This window comes from Oceanimonas marisflavi, from assembly GCF_003049725.1.
Taxonomy (GTDB): Bacteria; Pseudomonadota; Gammaproteobacteria; order Enterobacterales; family Aeromonadaceae; genus Oceanimonas; species Oceanimonas marisflavi.
Window position 1 is genome coordinate 1,832 of record NZ_QAGM01000028.1, and the last position, 16,506, is coordinate 18,337.

Consider the following 16,506-nt stretch of genomic DNA (forward strand, 5'->3'; position numbering starts at 1 on the left):
CCGTTCCCCGCAGGCGCGGGGATAAACCGTACGTGGCGCTCACCGATTACGACCGCATGGACCGTTCCCCGCAGGCGCGGGGATAAACCGGCCACCAAACGACAGACCACCTCACTTGAATCCCGTTCCCCGCAGGCGCGGGGATAAACCGATATGCTGCCATTCGGTAACATGGCCGCGACCCCGTTCCCCGCAGGCGCGGGGATAAACCGCAGACCTCAACCAGTTTTTATATAAACAACAACCGTTCCCCGCAGGCGCGGGGATAAACCGCAGGAGTTCCACGACGGCACCGAAATGCTTGACCGTTCCCCGCAGGCGCGGGGATAAACCGGTCTGATCCAGGTAGTCATCCAGCTCGTCCCACCGTTCCCCGCAGGCGCGGGGATAAACCGTACGTGGCGCTCACCGATTACGACCGCATGGACCGTTCCCCGCAGGCGCGGGGATAAACCGGCCACCAAACGACAGACCACCTCACTTGAATCCCGTTCCCCGCAGGCGCGGGGATAAACCGATATGCTGCCATTCGGTAACATGGCCGCGACCCCGTTCCCCGCAGGCGCGGGGATAAACCGCAGACCTCAACCAGTTTTTATATAAACAACAACCGTTCCCCGCAGGCGCGGGGATAAACCGCAGGAGTTCCACGACGGCACCGAAATGCTTGACCGTTCCCCGCAGGCGCGGGGATAAACCGGTCTGATCCAGGTAGTCATCCAGCTCGTCCCACCGTTCCCCGCAGGCGCGGGGATAAACCGCGCCTGCTTGCCCTCGGTATCGACATCGCCCACCGTTCCCCGCAGGCGCGGGGATAAACCGCAGTAGCAGCAGCAAACCACCACGGGTTAAACCCGTTCCCCGCAGGCGCGGGGATAAACCGAAATCATGAATCTTGAAACAGAGGATACTGTACCGTTCCCCGCAGGCGCGGGGATAAACCGGGGCGGCAGGGTGAGTTCTATATGCCCACCTGCCGTTCCCCGCAGGCGCGGGGATAAACCGAAAGCCGCTGGCGGCATGTTCAAGATCCCCGACCGTTCCCCGCAGGCGCGGGGATAAACCGCCGCTGCAATACCCGCACGCTCACGGAGCTGGCCGTTCCCCGCAGGCGCGGGGATAAACCGGTGGCCGGCTCCGGCTCCGGTTTCCTGTACGACCGTTCCCCGCAGGCGCGGGGATAAACCGGGCTATCCCTATCTGTTCAGCGGGGTGACTCCCCGTTCCCCGCAGGCGCGGGGATAAACCGGCCGCCGGCTGCGAGCTCAAACGGCAGGGCAACCGTTCCCCGCAGGCGCGGGGATAAACCGGGCTATCCCTATCTGTTCAGCGGGGTGACTCCCCGTTCCCCGCAGGCGCGGGGATAAACCGTCGAGTGGCCAGCCGGTTTTTTCCCGCGCAGCCCGTTCCCCGCAGGCGCGGGGATAAACCGCTTCTGGTGTCTTTGCCTTGTCAAACACTGTCCCGTTCCCCGCAGGCGCGGGGATAAACCGGAAGTATCTCCATCTTGGTCTTGCAGGCGAAGCCGTTCCCCGCAGGCGCGGGGATAAACCGTGGTACTAAAGGGATCGGCGTGGACTGGGGTGCCGTTCCCCGCAGGCGCGGGGATAAACCGCATACCACGTCCCATCTGGTAAACCTATACATCCGTTCCCCGCAGGCGCGGGGATAAACCGCGCCGTTTGCACGGACGGTGCGCCGGTACGCTCCGTTCCCCGCAGGCGCGGGGATAAACCGTATGCAGTCCATGCTGAGAAATGAAAGATATACCGTTCCCCGCAGGCGCGGGGATAAACCGGGCCAGCCCACATACATGCGCCGCATTCCCAACCGTTCCCCGCAGGCGTGGGGATAAACCGTTGTTTTTGTACAGGGAGCATCCTGTATCGATCTGTTTTCCATAGACGCAGGGATCAACAGGATCACCCTGATAACCGCAGGTGATATCACGGCATCCTTTGTTGCACTATCTTTAACAGGCTGTCTGTAACAGAAGGAGGTAGTTATGCGTTCATTGTTTTCTGCTGTATTGGGCGGCGTGCTGCTGCTTGCCAGTGGGGCGGCATTGGCAAGCAGCTGCCCGAGTCATATGGCGGCTATCGACGCCAGGCTGGCGGAGAAGCCGGCCTTGTCACAGGAAGAGGCTGCAAGGGTTGCAGAGCTCAGGGCCGAGGGCGAGGCCCGGCACAAGGCCGGTGATCATAAGGAATCTGTGCGGCTATTGACCGAGGCAAAGAAAATACTGGGCATCTGAACCTGCTCTCAGCATCATGGCCCTGCCGGTTGCACCGGCGGGTTTTTTTTATTGTGGAGTAAAAATAATGAACGCAGTTCACCAGCATGGGGTGGCAGAGGGGTGTCACTTTCCCGCCATTGTCGAGAGCGCCGATACCCATGATTTTATTCATATTGCCCACGAGGAGGAGCTGAACGAGCATCACTGGCATGCCGGTGACCGGCTTATCGACGGCACCGGCCGGGTGCACCTTCTGTCGCAGGGCGAGGGGCAAGGGCTGTACTGGCAGGCGTTGCCGGGGCTAGTATGCCTGCCGGAACTCAACGCCAGCCTGCGCCACTTTGCCGCCGGGCTGGGTGTCTGCTGCATTTCCAAACTGACGGTGCGCTCCGCCGAAGAGGCGGTGGCGCTGGTCGCCTGGTTGGAAATGCATTGATTATCGTGGTGAGACGATCATGCGTTTATTTTTTCGCTGTTGCTGTGTGTTTGTGTTGTTTGGGCTGTCGGCCTGTGGCTCGTTGCCCGATGTGAGCAAGGCGCCCGAGCAGCAGTCGGTGTTTCTGAACGAGGGCATGGCATCCTATTACGGTGCCCGCCATCATGGCCGCAAAACTGCCAGTGGTGAGCGCTTTAACAAAAACGCCCTTACCGCCGCTCACAAAACCCTGCCGTTCGGCTCCAGGGTGCGGGTTACCAACCTGCGCAACCAGCGTTCTGTGGTGGTGCGCATTAACGATCGCGGACCCTATGCCAAACGCCGGGTGATCGACTTGTCCGAGCAGGCCGCCCGGGAAATTGGCATGATCAGGGCCGGTGTGGCACCGGTGAAGCTGGAGCTGCTTCAATAACCACCCGGGCCCGGTAGGCCACCGCCGGCGGCCAGTCGGCGGCATTGGCAGGCACGCCCAGGCCCGATGCCAGCAAACGAGCGGCATTCATCCAGCCGGCGTGGCCCACGGCCAGCACCGGCTCACCGGGCAGGGTGCTCAGCCAGCGATTTACCCGGGCAAAAAACGCCTGCACGGTTTCGCCGCCACCGGGGGCATAGCCGGCAAAATCGGCGCACCAGGCGTCCATTTCCTGCCTGCTTATCTCTGCCCAGAGGCGGCCGTCCCAGTCGCCAAAGTCCATTTCCTGCAACTCCGGCACCCGGTGCCAGCGCCAGCCCCGCCTGGCCAGCAGCCGGCCTACTCCGGCGGCCCGTTGCAGCGGGCTGGTATAAACCACTTTTGGCAGCCGGTGACGGCGGGCAAATTTCTGGATCTGGTTGGCCAGCCGGCGCAGCTTGCGCGGATCCACCGGGGCATCGGTGCGGCCCAGACAGATGCCCTGCACCCTTACCGGTTTGGGGTGGCGCCAGATATACAGGGTCACAGCTGGGCCGCCAGGCCGGCGTAGATGGCAATTTCCGCCAGTTGCTGGGTGGCCCCCAGGCCGTCGCCGGTATAGCCGCCCAGCCGGCGTTGCAGCAGCCGGTACATATAAAGGGTGGTCAGTAGTGCCAGCGCTGCGGCCAGCAGCCAGTGAGCCGGGGTAAAGACAGGCCACAGCAGCCACAGCGGCGGTAGCAGCCACAGGCTGGCCAGTGCCCACTGGCGGCGGGTCAGACGCTGGGCCATGGGTTTGGCCTTGGCGTGTTCCAGGTCGCCGCCATAGGGCAGCAGGGTGATCAGGCTGATGCAGGCCAGCCGAGAGCCGCCGTGGGCCAGCACCAGCGCCGTCATGGCGGCGGCGGGAGGAAGGCTGGCCAGCAGGGCAATTTTCAGCAGCAGTGCCAGCACCAGCCCAAGGGTGCCAAAGGTGCCCAGGCGCGAGTCTTTCATAATGGTGAGCGCCCGCTCTTTGGTGAGGCCGCCGCCCAGGCCGTCGCAGGTGTCGGCCAGGCCGTCTTCATGAAAGGCGCCGGTGATCACAATGCCCAGGGCGGTGGCCAGCACCGCTGCCGCCAGTGGCCCGAAGGCGAGCTCCCCCAGACCCAGGGCGAGGGCGCACAGGCCGCCCACCAGCAGCCCCACCGCAGGAAAGTGCCGGCTGCTCTGGTGCAGCCAGTCCGGATCAAAATGCTTAAGCGCCGGCAGCGGCAGCCGGGTCAGAAACTGGGTGGCCACCAGCAGCAGGGTCAGCTCGTGCTTCACGGGTTGGCTCCGCTGATGCCGGCACTGTCAAAGCTGGCCATCTCGTTGATAAAGGCGCAGGCCGACTGCAGCAGCGGATAGGCCAGTGCCGCACCGCTGCCTTCGCCCAGGCGCAGGTTCAAATCCAGCAGGGGGCTGGCCTCAAGCAGCCGCAGCACATGGCGGTGGCCGGGCTCGGCCGAGGCGTGGCCAAACACCGCATAGGCACGGGTGCCCGGCGCCAGCCGCTCCGCCACCAGCAGGGCCACGCCGGCAATAAAGCCGTCCATCAGCAATATGCGCCGTTCGCTGGCCCCCTGGATCAGGGCACCGGCCATCATGGCGATCTCCAGCCCGCCCAGCGCGGCCAGTGCTTCAAGGGGAGACTGTGCTTCAGAGTGATGGGCCAGCACCTGTTGCAGCACTTGCGTTTTATGGCACAGGCCGTGGTCATCCAGGCCGGTGCCGCGACCGGTGCACTCGGCCACCGGCAGGTCGCCCAGCCGGGCCAGCAGCAGGCTGGCGGCGGAGGTGTTGCCAATGCCCATTTCGCCCACCAGCAGCAGGTTGCCGGGCAGGTCTCGCACCAGCCCCATGCCCGCCTGCAGTGCCTGCAGGCACTCGGTGTCGGTCATGGCCGGCTCATGCAGGGCGTTGCGGGTACCCTTGCGGATTTTGCGGTCAATCAGCTGCGGGTGCGGGGCAAAACCGGCGTTCACCCCGGCGTCCACCACCTGCAGCGCCAGCTTGTGCTGGCGGGCAAACACGTTAATGGCGGCGCCGCCCTGCAAAAAGTTGTGCACCATCTGGGGCGTGACTTCGGCAGGAAAAGCCGATATGCCTTCTTCCACCAAGCCGTGATCGGCCGCAAACACCAGCACTTGCGGCTGGTCTATGCGCGGAGCTGTGCTTTGCAGTATCAGTCCCAGCTGCACCGCAAGGGCTTCAAGGGCGCCGAGGGAGCCGGGCGGCTTGGTTTTGTGGTTTACCTTCTGTTGCAGCCGCTGCTCAAGTTCGGGGTTGGCCAGGGATGCAATGGCAGGCAAGATGAAACGGTCAATGGGTTGCATGGCGGTGAGTGCTGAAAAGTCAAGGACTCATATGCTAGCAGACTGACTGGTGAAAGCTGAATTTTTAGCGCGAGGCAAGATGGACTCTGTTTCTCAAATGGCATTGGGTGCCGCCGTGGGCGTGGCGGTGATGGGCCGCCGGGCCGGCATTGGCAAGGCGGCGCTGGCCGGCGCTGTGCTCGGTACACTGCCGGATCTGGATGTGGTGATCGACTACGGCGATCCGGTCAGCAACATGACCCAACACAGGGGCGCCAGTCATGCGTTGTTTTATCTCACGGTATGTGCGCCCCTGCTTGGCTGGCTGCTGGGCCGATGTGCCTGCTGGCAACGTTGGACCCTGGCCATCTGGCTGATCTTTATGACCCACGTGGGCATTGATTTCATGACGGTGTACGGCACCCAGCTGGGCCAGCCCTTTACCGACTATCCCTTTGGCCTGGGCAGCATTTTTATTATTGACCCGCTTTATACCCTGCCGTTGCTGGCAGGGTTGTGGCTGGCGCTGCGCCGGCGAGGGGAGCGGGGTCTCAAGGCCAACCGCCAGGGGCTGTGGCTGAGCACCCTGTATCTGGGCTGGAGTTTGGTGGCCCAGTGGCAGGTCGGCATCAAGGCGGAGCGTCTGCTGGCGCAGCAGGGCATTGATGCCGAACAGGTGCTGGTGATGCCGGCGCCGCTCACCACCCTGTTGTGGCGGGTGCTGGCCATGACGCCCGAGGGCTATGTGGAAGGGTACATTTCCTGGCTGGACCGGGAGCCCACGCCTTTTACCCGGCATGCCGGCGGCCGTGAACTCTATCGCGAGTGGCAAGATCAGCCTTATGTGGCGCGCATGGCCTGGTTTACCAAGGGCTTTTTCAGCATGCACGAGCGGGGCCGCGAGCTGGTGATCACCGATCTGCGCATGGGTCAGGAGCCGGGCTATGTGTTCAATTTTGTGGTAGCGGAGCGTGACAAGCAGGGGGCATGGCAAACCCTGGACAAACCCCGTCAGTTCAGCGAAGGGCACAATCCGGCCCAGTTTGCCTGGCTGTGGCGCCGGGCATTGGGCCAGCCCGTTATGCCGCCCTCGAAAGCCGTAAGCTATAAGCTTTAAGCTGTCAGAGGTGGAGACCTGCCGAAGCGGCTTACAACGCCGGATGGCTACAGCTGATCGCTTATGGCTTTGGTTGGCTCGGGCCGGGCGGCAAATTGCTGCTGGCACAGGGTCTGACCGCCGGGCTGCAGATAGGGGCGTAATATGGGCTCCATGCCCTTGAGCACCTGCACCGGCAGGGCGGAGGTAAAGCGGAACTTGTCGGCCTGCTGGCCCGGCACATAGGCGGTAAGGGTGCCAAAGTGCCGTTCCCCCAGAAAGAACACAAAGGTGGCGGTGCGGTTGCGGGCCTGGGAGTTGATCACCTGGCCGTAGCGGGTCACGGTTTCAATGCGGTTGTCGCCGGTGCCGGTTTTGCCCCCCAGCACCAGGGGGGTGCCGTCATTCAGGGTAAAGCTGCCCTGCAGCCGGCGGGCGGTGCCGCCGTCCACCACCCGGGACAGCGCATTGCGCAGGGCGGCGGCCACTTCTTTTTCCATGACCCGCTGACCCCGGTCCGGGTGGGGCCCCAGATGCACTTCATAGGGCGTGTTATCGGCAAAATGCAGACCGTTGATACGCACCACCGGCAGGCGTATGCCTTCGTTGAGAATTATGCCCACCAGCTCGGCCAGGGCGGCGGGCCTGTCGCCGGAGCTGCCGATGGCGGTGGCCAGCGACGGCACCAGCTGCTCAAAGGGAAAGCCCACCTGCTGCCAGTACCGGTGGATCTCACTGAAGGCTTCCATTTCCAGCATGATGCGCATGCGGCTGTCCCGGGCACTGCGGTGGCGGGTTTTAAACAGCCAGCCATATACCTCCTGACGCTGTTCGGCGCTGGCGTTCACCACGTCGCTGAAGCCGGCGTCCGGATGCTGGCGCAAATAGCCCAGCAGCCACAGCTCCAGTGGGTGCACCCGGGCAATATAGCCCTGATCGGGCAGGCTCCAGGCCCCGGGGCCGTGCTGGTGATAGAGCTCGTCAATGCGCTTGTCGCTGAGACCGCCGTCCAGGGTCAGGCGGTTGCGCATAAAGCGGGCGAATTCCTCCACGCTGGCATCGGGCAGCAAATAACGGTGTGCCGCTGCAAACCGGCTGCGGTATGGGCGCAGGCCGTCAAAAAACAGCTGCAGCCGCTCGTCCTGAGTCTTGTCCTGATATTTTTTCCAGAACCGGCGCAGAAATACCGTGCCTTCCCGGTCGGCAAACTGCCTTAAATAGGTGAGCCGCTGGGGATCCTGATCGTCGGTCAGCAGCCGGGCCCGCTGCTCGTGCTGATACAGGGTATGGCGCACCAGCTCCCGCATCAGCCGGATAAAGGGCAGGTTAATGGACTCCTGCAGCGCTTCGGCCAGGGTGGGGCGGCGGCCGTTGTCTTCTTTGCGAAAGTTGGCAAAGGTGTGCAGGCCGGCACCGGTAAAAAAGCGCTCATAAGGGCTGGCGGAAAAGCGTCGTTCCAGGGCGGCGGCCAGCATGGTGTTCAGGTCGCGGTCGGGATGACGTATCAGGTGGTCGAGGGCCCAGCGACTCAGCTCGTCGTTGGGGTGAGGCGTGAGCTCCTGCAGGGCGGGCAGGGTTTTGTCGGCGTGCAGCCGGTGCAGCCCGGCCACCATTTGCAGGTAGGTGGTCAGCACCCTGAGTTTGGCGGTGGAGCCCAGCTCCAGCTTGCTGCTTTCGTTGATATCAAAGGGCTGACCGGTATTGTCGGTTTGTACCCGCACCTTGAAGCTGTGCTCGCCGCGTTCAAACAGGGTAAAGCTGTAACGCACCTCGGCGGTTTTTTCCGGCGACAGCAGACGCTCGCCATACAGGCCGATATTGCCGGCAAACTCAGGGTCGGCCAGCTGCTTAAGGTAGCGGCTGACTTCCTGTTGCAGCCGGGCGTTCAGGGTGGTTTCGGCCTGTAGATCGAGCCGGTCCAGCTCGTAGTAGCTCAGGCCCAGCAGGCTGGCCAGGCGGCCGCGTGAAGCGTGCAGCAGTTTGCTGCCTTCCACCCGCTGCAGCACCGGCTCCGTGCTGAAATTGCGAAAGCTGAGGCGCCGGGCCAGAGCGGCATCCCGCAGGGCGGGGGCTATCAGTCCGGCTTCGGCCTGCAGCCGCAGATAACTGTCGGTGACCGCTTCCAGCTCGTTGCGCCCGGCAAACAGATAATAAGAGGGGCGGCGCTGGGCGATCATCAGCGCCATCACCCGGCGCAGGGCCAGTCCCTGCTCAGTCAGTGGCAGTCCGGCATTCTGCGAAGGATCGAGCAGGGTGTTGACCCGCTCCAGATCGGCGCCAAACCAGATCCACAGGCCGTCCCCCAGACCATGCACCTCGCCATGTCCGGGGGCGGCGGCCAGGGGCACAGAGTTAAGGTAAGACAGCGCCACCTGCCGGCGTGCGGCCAGGGTGTAGGGGCCGAGCTGATAGGCGCGCACGCTGGCGGAAATCATTTGCCGGATTTTTTCGGCAGGAGTGTGGGTCAGGCCGCCGGGAGAATGACGGAATTTTTCAATCTGGGTGGCCAGGGTGCTGCCGCCGGCGGAGTCGTCCTGCAGTTCCAGCGCCCGGCCCACCTGTGACAGGGCCGCCCTGGCAAAGCGTGGCCAGTCTACTGCCGGGTTGGCCAGGGGCTGCTCGGTGCTGAGCAGGGTGCGGTTCTCGATAAACAGCAGGGTGTTGAGTATTTGCGGGGCAATGTCGTCAAAGCGGGCAAAATGACGCTGCGGATAGATATGCTCATACACCGGCTCGGCCCGGCAGTCGCTGAGGCTGAGGCCGGCACGGGTTTTTTCGGTATAGGGCACAAACAGGCCATGACGGCTGTAGTTAAGCAGGGCACCGGAAAACCGGGTTTGCTGCTCAATCACAAAATGATGTTGCTGCAGCCGGGCCAGCAGCGCCGGCAAGCGGGTGTAACCCAGCCGCTCGTCAAAGGGACCGGTCCCGGGAAAATGCACCGCCTGACTGGGGCCGGGCTCAAGCTGCCAGGTAAGGGTGGCGGCATAGCGGGAAAGCTCCCGGCTTTGCAGGTGCGAAGTGCGCAGTTCATAAATGAGGGCGCTCAGACCGGCGGTCAGCAGAACAAACAACAACAGCCATGCCAGCCAGCGCCAGCGGCGACCGGGCAAGGGGCTGACCTCAGACGGCTGATCCTTCAGCCGGCCCCGGGGTTGTTCCAGATGTGGTTTTGCGTCCATAGCGTACCTCTGCCCCTTTTTTTCGGGGTTCTTATGTGAAGAGTCTAGCCGCATCACCCTCGTTTTTTGTGCCGGGCAGGTGAATATTGTCGGTGGTGATGATAACGACCATGGGGCCGGGGGTTTTCATATGGTTTCAATCGGTTAGCATAGTGCTTCTGAAACGGGCCCGAAAATGTGAAAAAAGGGGGGCTGTGTGTACCGGATACTGATGTTGACGGCCCTGCTGTTGTTGCCCGGCTTTCATGCCAGGGCGGCCCAGGCGGTGTTTGCCGGCGGCAGCTTCTGGGTCATGGAGGCGCTGTTTGCCGGACGTCCGGCCATAGAGCGGGTTGAGCCGGGCTGGATGCGGGGAGATGCCCAGCTGCCCCGTCGCCAGGTGGTGCGGGTGCATTATAACGATGCGCTGCTTACCTATGGTGACCTGCTCAACCTTTACTGGCAGGCGGTGGATGCGTATGACTCGCAGGGCCAGTACTGCGATCGCGGGGCCGAGTTTACGCCGGCGCTGTATGTGCAGGGAGCACTGCAACTGAAATGGGCCCGGCAAAGCCGGGCGCGGCTTAATCTGGAGAGTGGACAGCGTCAGGTGGTGCGTATTTTGCCGGTCGGCCGCTTTGTGCCGGCGGCGCCACGCCACCGGCAGTATTACCGGCAGCAACCGTGGTTGTATTTTGCCTATCGCAAGGTCTGTGGTTATCCGGACGGACGCCGGCTCAGCATGCAACCCTTGTTAGCCGGCCCGTCGCCAGCCAGTCGCTGATGGCGGTGGCAATGCCGGCCGGCTGGTTGAGGTTGAACAGGGGCACGGCAACCGGCAGAGAAGCCACATCGGTGGCCACCGCCAGTATGTGCGGGTCGTGGCTGCACAGCAGCGGCTTGCCGTGGGCGGGTCTGTGTATTTCCAGTTTGGTGACGGGCTCATCACGAAAGCCTTCCACCAGCACCAGGTCGAGCCGTGTGGTATCGAGCAAGGCCAGCGACTCCTGAAGCGAAGGCTCACGGGGGGCGGGTTGCTCCACGGTCAGAATGCTGCGTCTGGGGCCGGCCAGCACCGTTTGAGTGCTGCCGGCGTGACGCAACTCGTAACTGTCCTTTCCGGGGGTGTCCTGCTCTACATCATGATGGGTATGCTTGACCACGGCCAGGCGCAGGCCCTGGGCCCGCAGCAGGGGCAGCAGGGCGGTAAGCAGGGTGGTTTTGCCGCTGCCGCTGTAACCGGCAATGCCCAGCAGGCGGCACCCTGAATGAGATGGGGTCATGTTCGGGCTCCAGTAATAATGAAGGGGGCAGTGTGCCATGTCCGGTGCATATTACCGATGTACGGGATCAAGAAAAGCCCTGTTAGCGGGGCAGCCATCAATCTGATTAGGCGGATGTTGCTATGAGCGTAACAAAATGGGGATTAATGGCGTTGATGCTGTTCAGCCTGACGGCCACGGCAGAGGAAGTCGAGCTGCGCCTGCGCGGACTGGACGGCGAGCTGGAAGACAACACTCAGATTTATCTTGATCAGCTGCCGGCCATCGAGGTGGAGCAGTTGCCCCGCTTTCGCAGGCAAATTATCACGGCGGTCACCGACAGCCTGCAGGCGCTGGGGTATTACAACCCGGAAATTGAACTTGAGCAGAGCGAAAAGGATCCGGAAGAGGTGACGGTGCGGGTGAGTGCCGGTGAGCCGGTCCGCATTCGCACGCTCACCGTGCAGTTGCAGGGCGATGCCGAAACCGACCCGGCTTTTGCCGAGCTGCGCAGCAACCTTGGCATTAAGGAAGGCGAGGTGCTGCATCATGATAAATATGAAAAGGCCAAGGCCAGCCTGCTCAGTCTGGCGCTGCGCCGGGGCTATTTTGATGCCACCTACCGCACCAGCCGGGTGCGGGTTATGCCCTGGGAAAAGGCGGCCGACGTGACCCTCGACTTCAACGCCGGCCCGCGTTATCGCTTTGGTGAGCTCAGAGTTGACTCGGATCGGCCGGCAGAGCGGCTGCTCAGGCCGCTGGTCGGCATTAAACCCGGTGATCCCTACCATGCCAGCAAGCTGGCGGAGTTGAGCCGTTCGCTGTCGTCCACCCGTTACTTCAAACAGGTGGAGGTGTTGCCCATGGTGTCCGAGGCCGACGAGCAGCAGCGGGTGCCACTGTCGGTGGTGCTGCGGGCCCGGGCCGATAACGAGGTGGAAGTGGGTGTGGGGGTCTCCACCGACGAAGGCCCGCGGGTGTCGCTGAACTGGGACAAGCCTTGGATCAACAGCCTGGGCCACAGCCTCAGTACCAGCCTCAAGGTGTCGGCACCGTCCCAGGATGTGACCCTGGTCTACAAAATTCCCCGTGGCCATCCGCTGGAAGACTATTACACCATTCAGGGCGGTTATCAGCGTCTGGATCAGGACGACACCCTGAGTGACCGCCTGGTGGCGGGCGTACACCGCTGGAATATTCAGGAAAATGGCTGGACCCGGGATGTGTTTGTGCGCAGCGAATATGAATCCTACACCCAGGGTGAGCAGGAGGATGAAAGCTTTCTGCTGATCCCGGGGGCCACCTTCAGCCGCACCCGGGTACGTGGCGGGCTGGACCCCCACTGGGGCGACAGCCAGACCGCGACGCTGGAGTTGTCCGAGCCCTGGTGGGGATCTGATACCCGCTTTGTGCGCTTCAGGGGCCGCAGCAAGTGGCTGCGCACCCTGGCCGAGGATCACCGTCTGCTGGCCCGGGCCGAGCAGGGCGCGGTGTGGGTGGAAGACGTGGAAGATCTGCCGCCCTCGCTGCGTTTCTTTACCGGTGGCGACACCACGGTGCGCGGTTACAGCTATCAGTCCATTACCCCGCTGGATGAAAACGGCGATCGTCTGGGCGCCAAGTATGCCACCGCCCTCAGCCTGGAATATGACTACCGCTTTGCGCCCAAGTGGCGGGTGGCCACCTTTGTGGATGGCGGTACCGCCACCAACGACTATCAGGACGACTGGAAAATAGGCACGGGTCTGGGCCTGCGCTGGCTGACGCCGGTGGGGCCGGTGCGCCTGGATCTGGCCTTTGCGGTGAGTGAAGAAGACCCCCCCTGGCGCCTGCACTTTACCCTTGGACCGGAATTATGATGCGATTGAAACGCCTGCTGCTGTGGGCCCTTGTTGTCCTGTGTCTGTTGCTGATGCTGGTGGCCAGCCTGCTGCTGACCCACACCGGCAACCAGTGGCTGTGGGATCTCGCCAAAAAACAGGTGCCCGGTCTTGAGGGCACCATGGTGTCGGGCCAGCTGCTGAGCGGCTGGGAATTTTCCGAGCTGGGCTATGAGCAGGACTCTTTGTCTTTTCGCGCGAAAGAAGTGACCCTGGACTGGCAGCTGGGCAAGCTGACGGACGGCCGTTTCTGGGTTCGCCGGCTGAATGCCGCCGATATCGACGTGGAAATCCGCGCCCTGCCCGAGGAGCAGGCGCCCGCCGAGGAAAGCGCACCCCTCATCAGCCTGAGTCCGCCCCTGAATATTGAGCTGGATGAGGTCCGTGCCGACCGGGTGACCATTTCCCTGCCCGGGCAACGCATTGCCTGGCAGAGCCTGCAGGTGGCCGCCCGCTGGAATGACGACGGCATGGTGATCACCGGTCCGCAAATGAACGGGTTGCGGATTGAGCTGGAGCCGGCCGCGCCGCCGGCAACCACGGCGGCGCCGGCAGGCAACAACAAGACCCTTGAACTGCCCGAGGTGGTACTGCCGTTTCCCCTTAAAATCGAACAGCTGGAGCTGACCGACAGCACCCTGGTGCAAAACGGTCAGGCCCAGGCCATCAGCCGGCTGGCGGTGGCGCTGGAAGGTGAAGGCAGCCGGGTGCGCATTGACCGGCTGGAGCTGGCCCATCCGCTGGCCGATGCCAGCCTGAAGGGCGACGTGGAGCTGACCGGTGACTATCCGCTCAGCGCCCGGCTCAACGCCACCCTGCATGAGGGGCTGATGGAAGGGCAGCTCAAGGGCCAGCAGCTGGCCCTTGAGCTGAGTGACAGCCTGGCCAGCCTGGCTGCCGAGCTCAGCCTCAAGGGTCCGGTCAGTGCGCGGGCCAGCGTCCGGGCCGAGCCGCTCAAACCCGAGCTGCCCCTGAACCTGACGCTCAGCTGGAAGCAGCTGGGCTGGCCGTTAAAAGAGCCCGAGTGGAAACTCACCCAGGGCAAGCTGAGCCTGACCGGCGCCCTCAATGACTACCGGCTGAAGCTGGACTCGGAAGCCGGCGGCCCCGAGCTGCCGCCGGTGGGCATTGCGCTGAGTGCCAGCGGCAACCTGGAACAGGCCCGCATTGAACCATTAACCCTGATCTTGCCCCAGGGCGAAGTCCGCCTTGCCGGGGATATTGGCTGGATCAAGGGCGTGCGCTGGCAGGGAGAGCTGGCCCTGAACGAAGTGGATCCGGGGGCCTTTGCCGAGGGCTTTGAAGGCCGGCTGAACGGCCGTATTGACAGCCGCTTTGAACTTGAGGGGGAGCAGTGGCAGCTGGACGCCGTGCCTGACGTGACCGGACTGTTGCGCAACCACCCGCTGTCGCTGACCGGCAGCCTCAGTCTGAACCAGGATCTGGAAGGGAAAATTGACAATCTGGTGCTGGCCAACGGCAACAACCGGCTGACGGCCGACGGGCGCATTGATCAGAGCTGGGATCTGCAAGGCAGTCTGAATGCACCCAAACTGGCGGTGTATGCCCCCGGGCTGTTTGGTGACATTCAGGGAGACTTTACGGTCTCCGGGCCGCGCAAGGCACCCCGGGTGCGGGCCAGCCTGACTGGCAGCAAGGCCGGATTCAACGACACCGAGGCCCGGCAGTTGGCGCTGAAGGCCGATATGGCACTGGGTGAGGCCCCGGCCGGTGAACTGAACCTGACGGTGCAGCGGCTGAACGCCGGCGGGCTGCGCTTTGACGATCTGGCCCTGACCGCCGATGGCGACAAGGATGCTCACCGGCTGACCCTGACGGCGGATGGCGAGCCGCTGGCGGTGGATCTGGCGCTGTCTGGAAGCCTGAACGAGCAAGGCTGGCGGGGCCGGCTGCAGCAGGCCGGGCTTGACACCCCCCTTGATGCCTGGCGCATCTCCGGACCGGTGGATCTGGCCTGGCGTCAGTCCGGAGGGGAGTTCAGCGTGTCTGCCCATTGCTGGCGTTCCAATGACGCCGCCGTGTGTCTGGATGCACTCGATGCCAGCGCCAAAGCCGGTCAGGCCGGCCTGAATATTCGTGACTTCGATCTGGCCCGGCTCAAGCCCTTTCTGCCCAGGGACTTTGCCTGGGAAGCGGTGCTGGAAGGACGGGTGGATGCCCGCTGGAAACCGAACGAGGCCCCCAGAGTCAATGCCCGCATCGGCACCACGCCGGGCACCTTTGTCAGCGGCGACACCCGGCTGGATTATGACCGGCTGCAACTGCAAAGCGAGGTGATCGACAATCGTCTGGTTGGCAATCTTGCATTTGACTCCCGGCCCTTGGGCCGGCTGCGCCTGAATGCGCAGGTAAATGGGCTGAATGCGGCCCGCAACCTGGACGGTGAGCTGAGCATTAACGATCTGCGCCTTGACTGGCTGACCCCGCTGTTGCCGGAAGTGGCCAGGCTGCAGGGCTCCCTGGCCGGTAATGTGCGGCTGGCCGGTACCCTGACGGCGCCGCTGATGTATGGCGACATCACCCTGAGCGGTGGCGAGGTGGATACCTACGCCGACATGGTCAAGGTGCGGGATCTGACCACCCGGCTGACGGTGCAGGGCAACAGGGCCTCGGTAAATGGCCGGTTGCGAATGGGCGAGGGGCCGCTCAATATTGACGGCGAGCTGGACTGGAGCAATCTTCCGGTAAGCGGTGAAATTCGCCTGAAAGGCACTGAGCTGGAAGCCGGTTACCCCGGCATGGGGCGGGTGAGGGTGAGCCCGGATCTGCAGATCAGCCTGGGTGAGCAGGCAAAGGTCAGGGGCGAGATCTTTATTCCCTGGGCCCGCATCAAGGTGAAGGAGCTGCCCGAAAGTGCGGTGAAAAAATCATCCGATGTGGTGATTGTTCAACCCTCGGGAATGGTGCCCGAGACCGGGCCGGCGTTGCCGCTGGATATTCGCGTCCGGGTGCGCCTGGGCGACAGTGTGCGGCTGCAGGCCTTTGGCCTGAATACCAACCTGGGCGGTCAGCTGCGTATTGTGCAGCCGCCGGGACGGATCATGCGCGCCAATGGTGAAATCCGTCTGGAGGAAGGGCGCTTCAAGGCCTATGGTCAGAACCTGCTGATCCGTGATGGCAGCATTCTGTTCAGCGGCCCGCTGGATCAGCCCAACCTGCGGGTTGAAGCCATTCGCAACCCGTCCAGCATGGCCGACAGCAGCATAGTGGTGGGGGTGCGGGTATCGGGCAATGCCAGTCAGCCGGAGGTGGAGGTGTTCTCCGAGCCCGGCATGCCCCAGGCCGAGCAGCTGTCCTGGCTGTTGCGTGGCCGTGGCCTGGAAGGCGGCGATGAAACCGACAGCAACGCCCTGGTGCAGTCCATGCTGCTGGGGGCCGGCGTGGGCCAGGTGGGCGGTCTGGTAACCGGCGTGGGCGAAGCGCTCGGGCTGCAGGATGTGGCGGTAGACACCAGCGGCTCCGGTGACAGTACCGAGGTGAACATCAGCGCCTATGTGCTGCCGGGGCTGCAGATAGGCTATGGCGTGGGCGTGTTCTCCTCCATTGGCGAGCTGCGGCTGCGCTACGAGCTGCTGCCCAGGCTCTACCTGCAGGCCACCAGCGGCCTGAACCAGGCCATCGATCTGTTCTACAAGTTCGAGTTCTGATAAAAGGGGTCGGAGTCAATTTTAAAATTGACTCCGACCC

Annotated in this window: 12 protein-coding genes and 1 CRISPR repeat array; of the genes, 7 read left to right on the forward strand and 5 right to left on the reverse strand. The window is 63.3% G+C overall.

The features are described from left to right. Positions 1-1,859: a CRISPR direct-repeat array (repeat unit 29 nt; unit sequence CCGTTCCCCGCAGGCGCGGGGATAAACCG). 146 nt (positions 1,860-2,005) lie between these two features. The 3 genes from DA373_RS14275 to DA373_RS14285 all read left to right on the forward strand — a co-directional run bounded on the left by DA373_RS14275 (position 2,006) and on the right by DA373_RS14285 (position 3,084). Then, a complete protein-coding gene (locus DA373_RS14275) occupies positions 2,006-2,254 on the forward strand; it encodes a hypothetical protein (RefSeq protein WP_107852975.1) in 249 nt (82 codons plus the stop codon). Between the two features lie 67 nt (positions 2,255-2,321). Further along, positions 2,322-2,672, forward strand: a complete 351-nt coding sequence (locus DA373_RS14280; RefSeq protein ID WP_107853000.1) for a DUF4144 family protein — start codon at positions 2,322-2,324, stop codon at positions 2,670-2,672. Between the two features lie 19 nt (positions 2,673-2,691). After that, positions 2,692-3,084, forward strand: a complete 393-nt coding sequence (locus DA373_RS14285) for a septal ring lytic transglycosylase RlpA family protein (protein WP_232821290.1) — start codon at positions 2,692-2,694, stop codon at positions 3,082-3,084. On the opposite strand, the gene DA373_RS14290 is transcribed toward DA373_RS14285, so the two are convergent. From DA373_RS14290 to cobT, 3 genes are read right to left on the reverse strand one after another with little or no spacing between them, the layout of a single operon-like run. Next, positions 3,041-3,610 (reverse strand): histidine phosphatase family protein, encoded by a 570-nt coding sequence (locus DA373_RS14290; RefSeq protein ID WP_107852976.1) that lies wholly within the window; start codon positions 3,608-3,610, stop codon positions 3,041-3,043. The genes DA373_RS14285 and DA373_RS14290 overlap by 44 nt on opposite strands. Next, complete coding sequence (gene cobS / locus DA373_RS14295) at positions 3,607-4,371, reverse strand: adenosylcobinamide-GDP ribazoletransferase (protein WP_107852977.1); 765 nt, start codon at positions 4,369-4,371, stop codon at positions 3,607-3,609. Before cobS ends, DA373_RS14290 begins: the two co-directional genes overlap by 4 nt. Then, entirely contained in the window at positions 4,368-5,420 is a 1,053-nt protein-coding gene (gene cobT, locus DA373_RS14300; RefSeq protein WP_107852978.1) for a nicotinate-nucleotide--dimethylbenzimidazole phosphoribosyltransferase, read from the reverse strand. Before cobT ends, cobS begins: the two co-directional genes overlap by 4 nt. A 79-nt stretch (positions 5,421-5,499) precedes the next feature. Here cobT and DA373_RS14305 point away from each other — a divergent pair, with 79 nt between their 5' ends. Next, positions 5,500-6,516, forward strand: coding sequence for a metal-dependent hydrolase (locus tag DA373_RS14305; protein WP_107852979.1), 1,017 nt, complete (start codon positions 5,500-5,502; stop codon positions 6,514-6,516). Between the two features lie 47 nt (positions 6,517-6,563). Here the strand turns inward: DA373_RS14305 and DA373_RS14310 are convergent, their stop codons facing one another. Next, a complete protein-coding gene (locus DA373_RS14310; protein WP_107852980.1) occupies positions 6,564-9,677 on the reverse strand; it encodes a transglycosylase domain-containing protein in 3,114 nt (1,037 codons plus the stop codon). A 211-nt stretch (positions 9,678-9,888) separates the two neighbouring features. On the opposite strand from DA373_RS14310, the gene DA373_RS14315 reads away from it, so the two are divergent. Beyond that, positions 9,889-10,440 carry a peptide-methionine (S)-S-oxide reductase gene (locus DA373_RS14315; RefSeq protein WP_107852981.1) on the forward strand — a complete coding sequence of 184 codons (552 nt, stop codon included), beginning with the start codon at positions 9,889-9,891 and terminating at the stop codon, positions 10,438-10,440. Here DA373_RS14315 and mobB read toward each other — a convergent pair. Beyond that, the gene (gene mobB / locus DA373_RS14320; protein ID WP_107852982.1) at positions 10,394-10,939 is read right to left on the reverse strand and encodes a molybdopterin-guanine dinucleotide biosynthesis protein B; all 546 of its coding nucleotides are present in this window, start codon (positions 10,937-10,939) and stop codon (positions 10,394-10,396) included. The two genes, DA373_RS14315 and mobB, sit on opposite strands and share 47 nt — an antisense overlap. Before the next feature lie 122 nt (positions 10,940-11,061). Between mobB and tamA the strand changes: the two genes are divergently transcribed. Beyond that, a complete protein-coding gene (gene tamA, locus DA373_RS14325) occupies positions 11,062-12,777 on the forward strand; it encodes an autotransporter assembly complex protein TamA (protein ID WP_107852983.1) in 1,716 nt (571 codons plus the stop codon). Next, complete coding sequence (gene tamB / locus DA373_RS14330; RefSeq protein WP_107852984.1) at positions 12,777-16,466, forward strand: autotransporter assembly complex protein TamB; 3,690 nt, start codon at positions 12,777-12,779, stop codon at positions 16,464-16,466. The genes tamA and tamB overlap by 1 nt, the downstream gene beginning before the upstream one ends. The last annotated feature ends 40 nt before the right edge of the window (positions 16,467-16,506 follow it).

Coding starts and splice junctions, on each gene's coding strand:
- DA373_RS14275 (WP_107852975.1), top strand. CDS start 2,006: ATGCGTTCATTGTTTTCTGCTGTATTGGGCGGCGTGCTGCTGCTTGCC.
- DA373_RS14280 (WP_107853000.1), top strand. CDS start 2,322: ATGAACGCAGTTCACCAGCATGGGGTGGCAGAGGGGTGTCACTTTCCC.
- DA373_RS14285 (WP_232821290.1), top strand. CDS start 2,692: ATGCGTTTATTTTTTCGCTGTTGCTGTGTGTTTGTGTTGTTTGGGCTG.
- cobT (WP_107852978.1), bottom strand. CDS start 5,420: ATGCAACCCATTGACCGTTTCATCTTGCCTGCCATTGCATCCCTGGCC.
- DA373_RS14305 (WP_107852979.1), top strand. CDS start 5,500: ATGGACTCTGTTTCTCAAATGGCATTGGGTGCCGCCGTGGGCGTGGCG.
- DA373_RS14310 (WP_107852980.1), bottom strand. CDS start 9,677: ATGGACGCAAAACCACATCTGGAACAACCCCGGGGCCGGCTGAAGGAT.
- DA373_RS14315 (WP_107852981.1), top strand. CDS start 9,889: ATGTTGACGGCCCTGCTGTTGTTGCCCGGCTTTCATGCCAGGGCGGCC.
- mobB (WP_107852982.1), bottom strand. CDS start 10,939: ATGACCCCATCTCATTCAGGGTGCCGCCTGCTGGGCATTGCCGGTTAC.
- tamA (WP_107852983.1), top strand. CDS start 11,062: ATGAGCGTAACAAAATGGGGATTAATGGCGTTGATGCTGTTCAGCCTG.
- tamB (WP_107852984.1), top strand. CDS start 12,777: ATGCGATTGAAACGCCTGCTGCTGTGGGCCCTTGTTGTCCTGTGTCTG.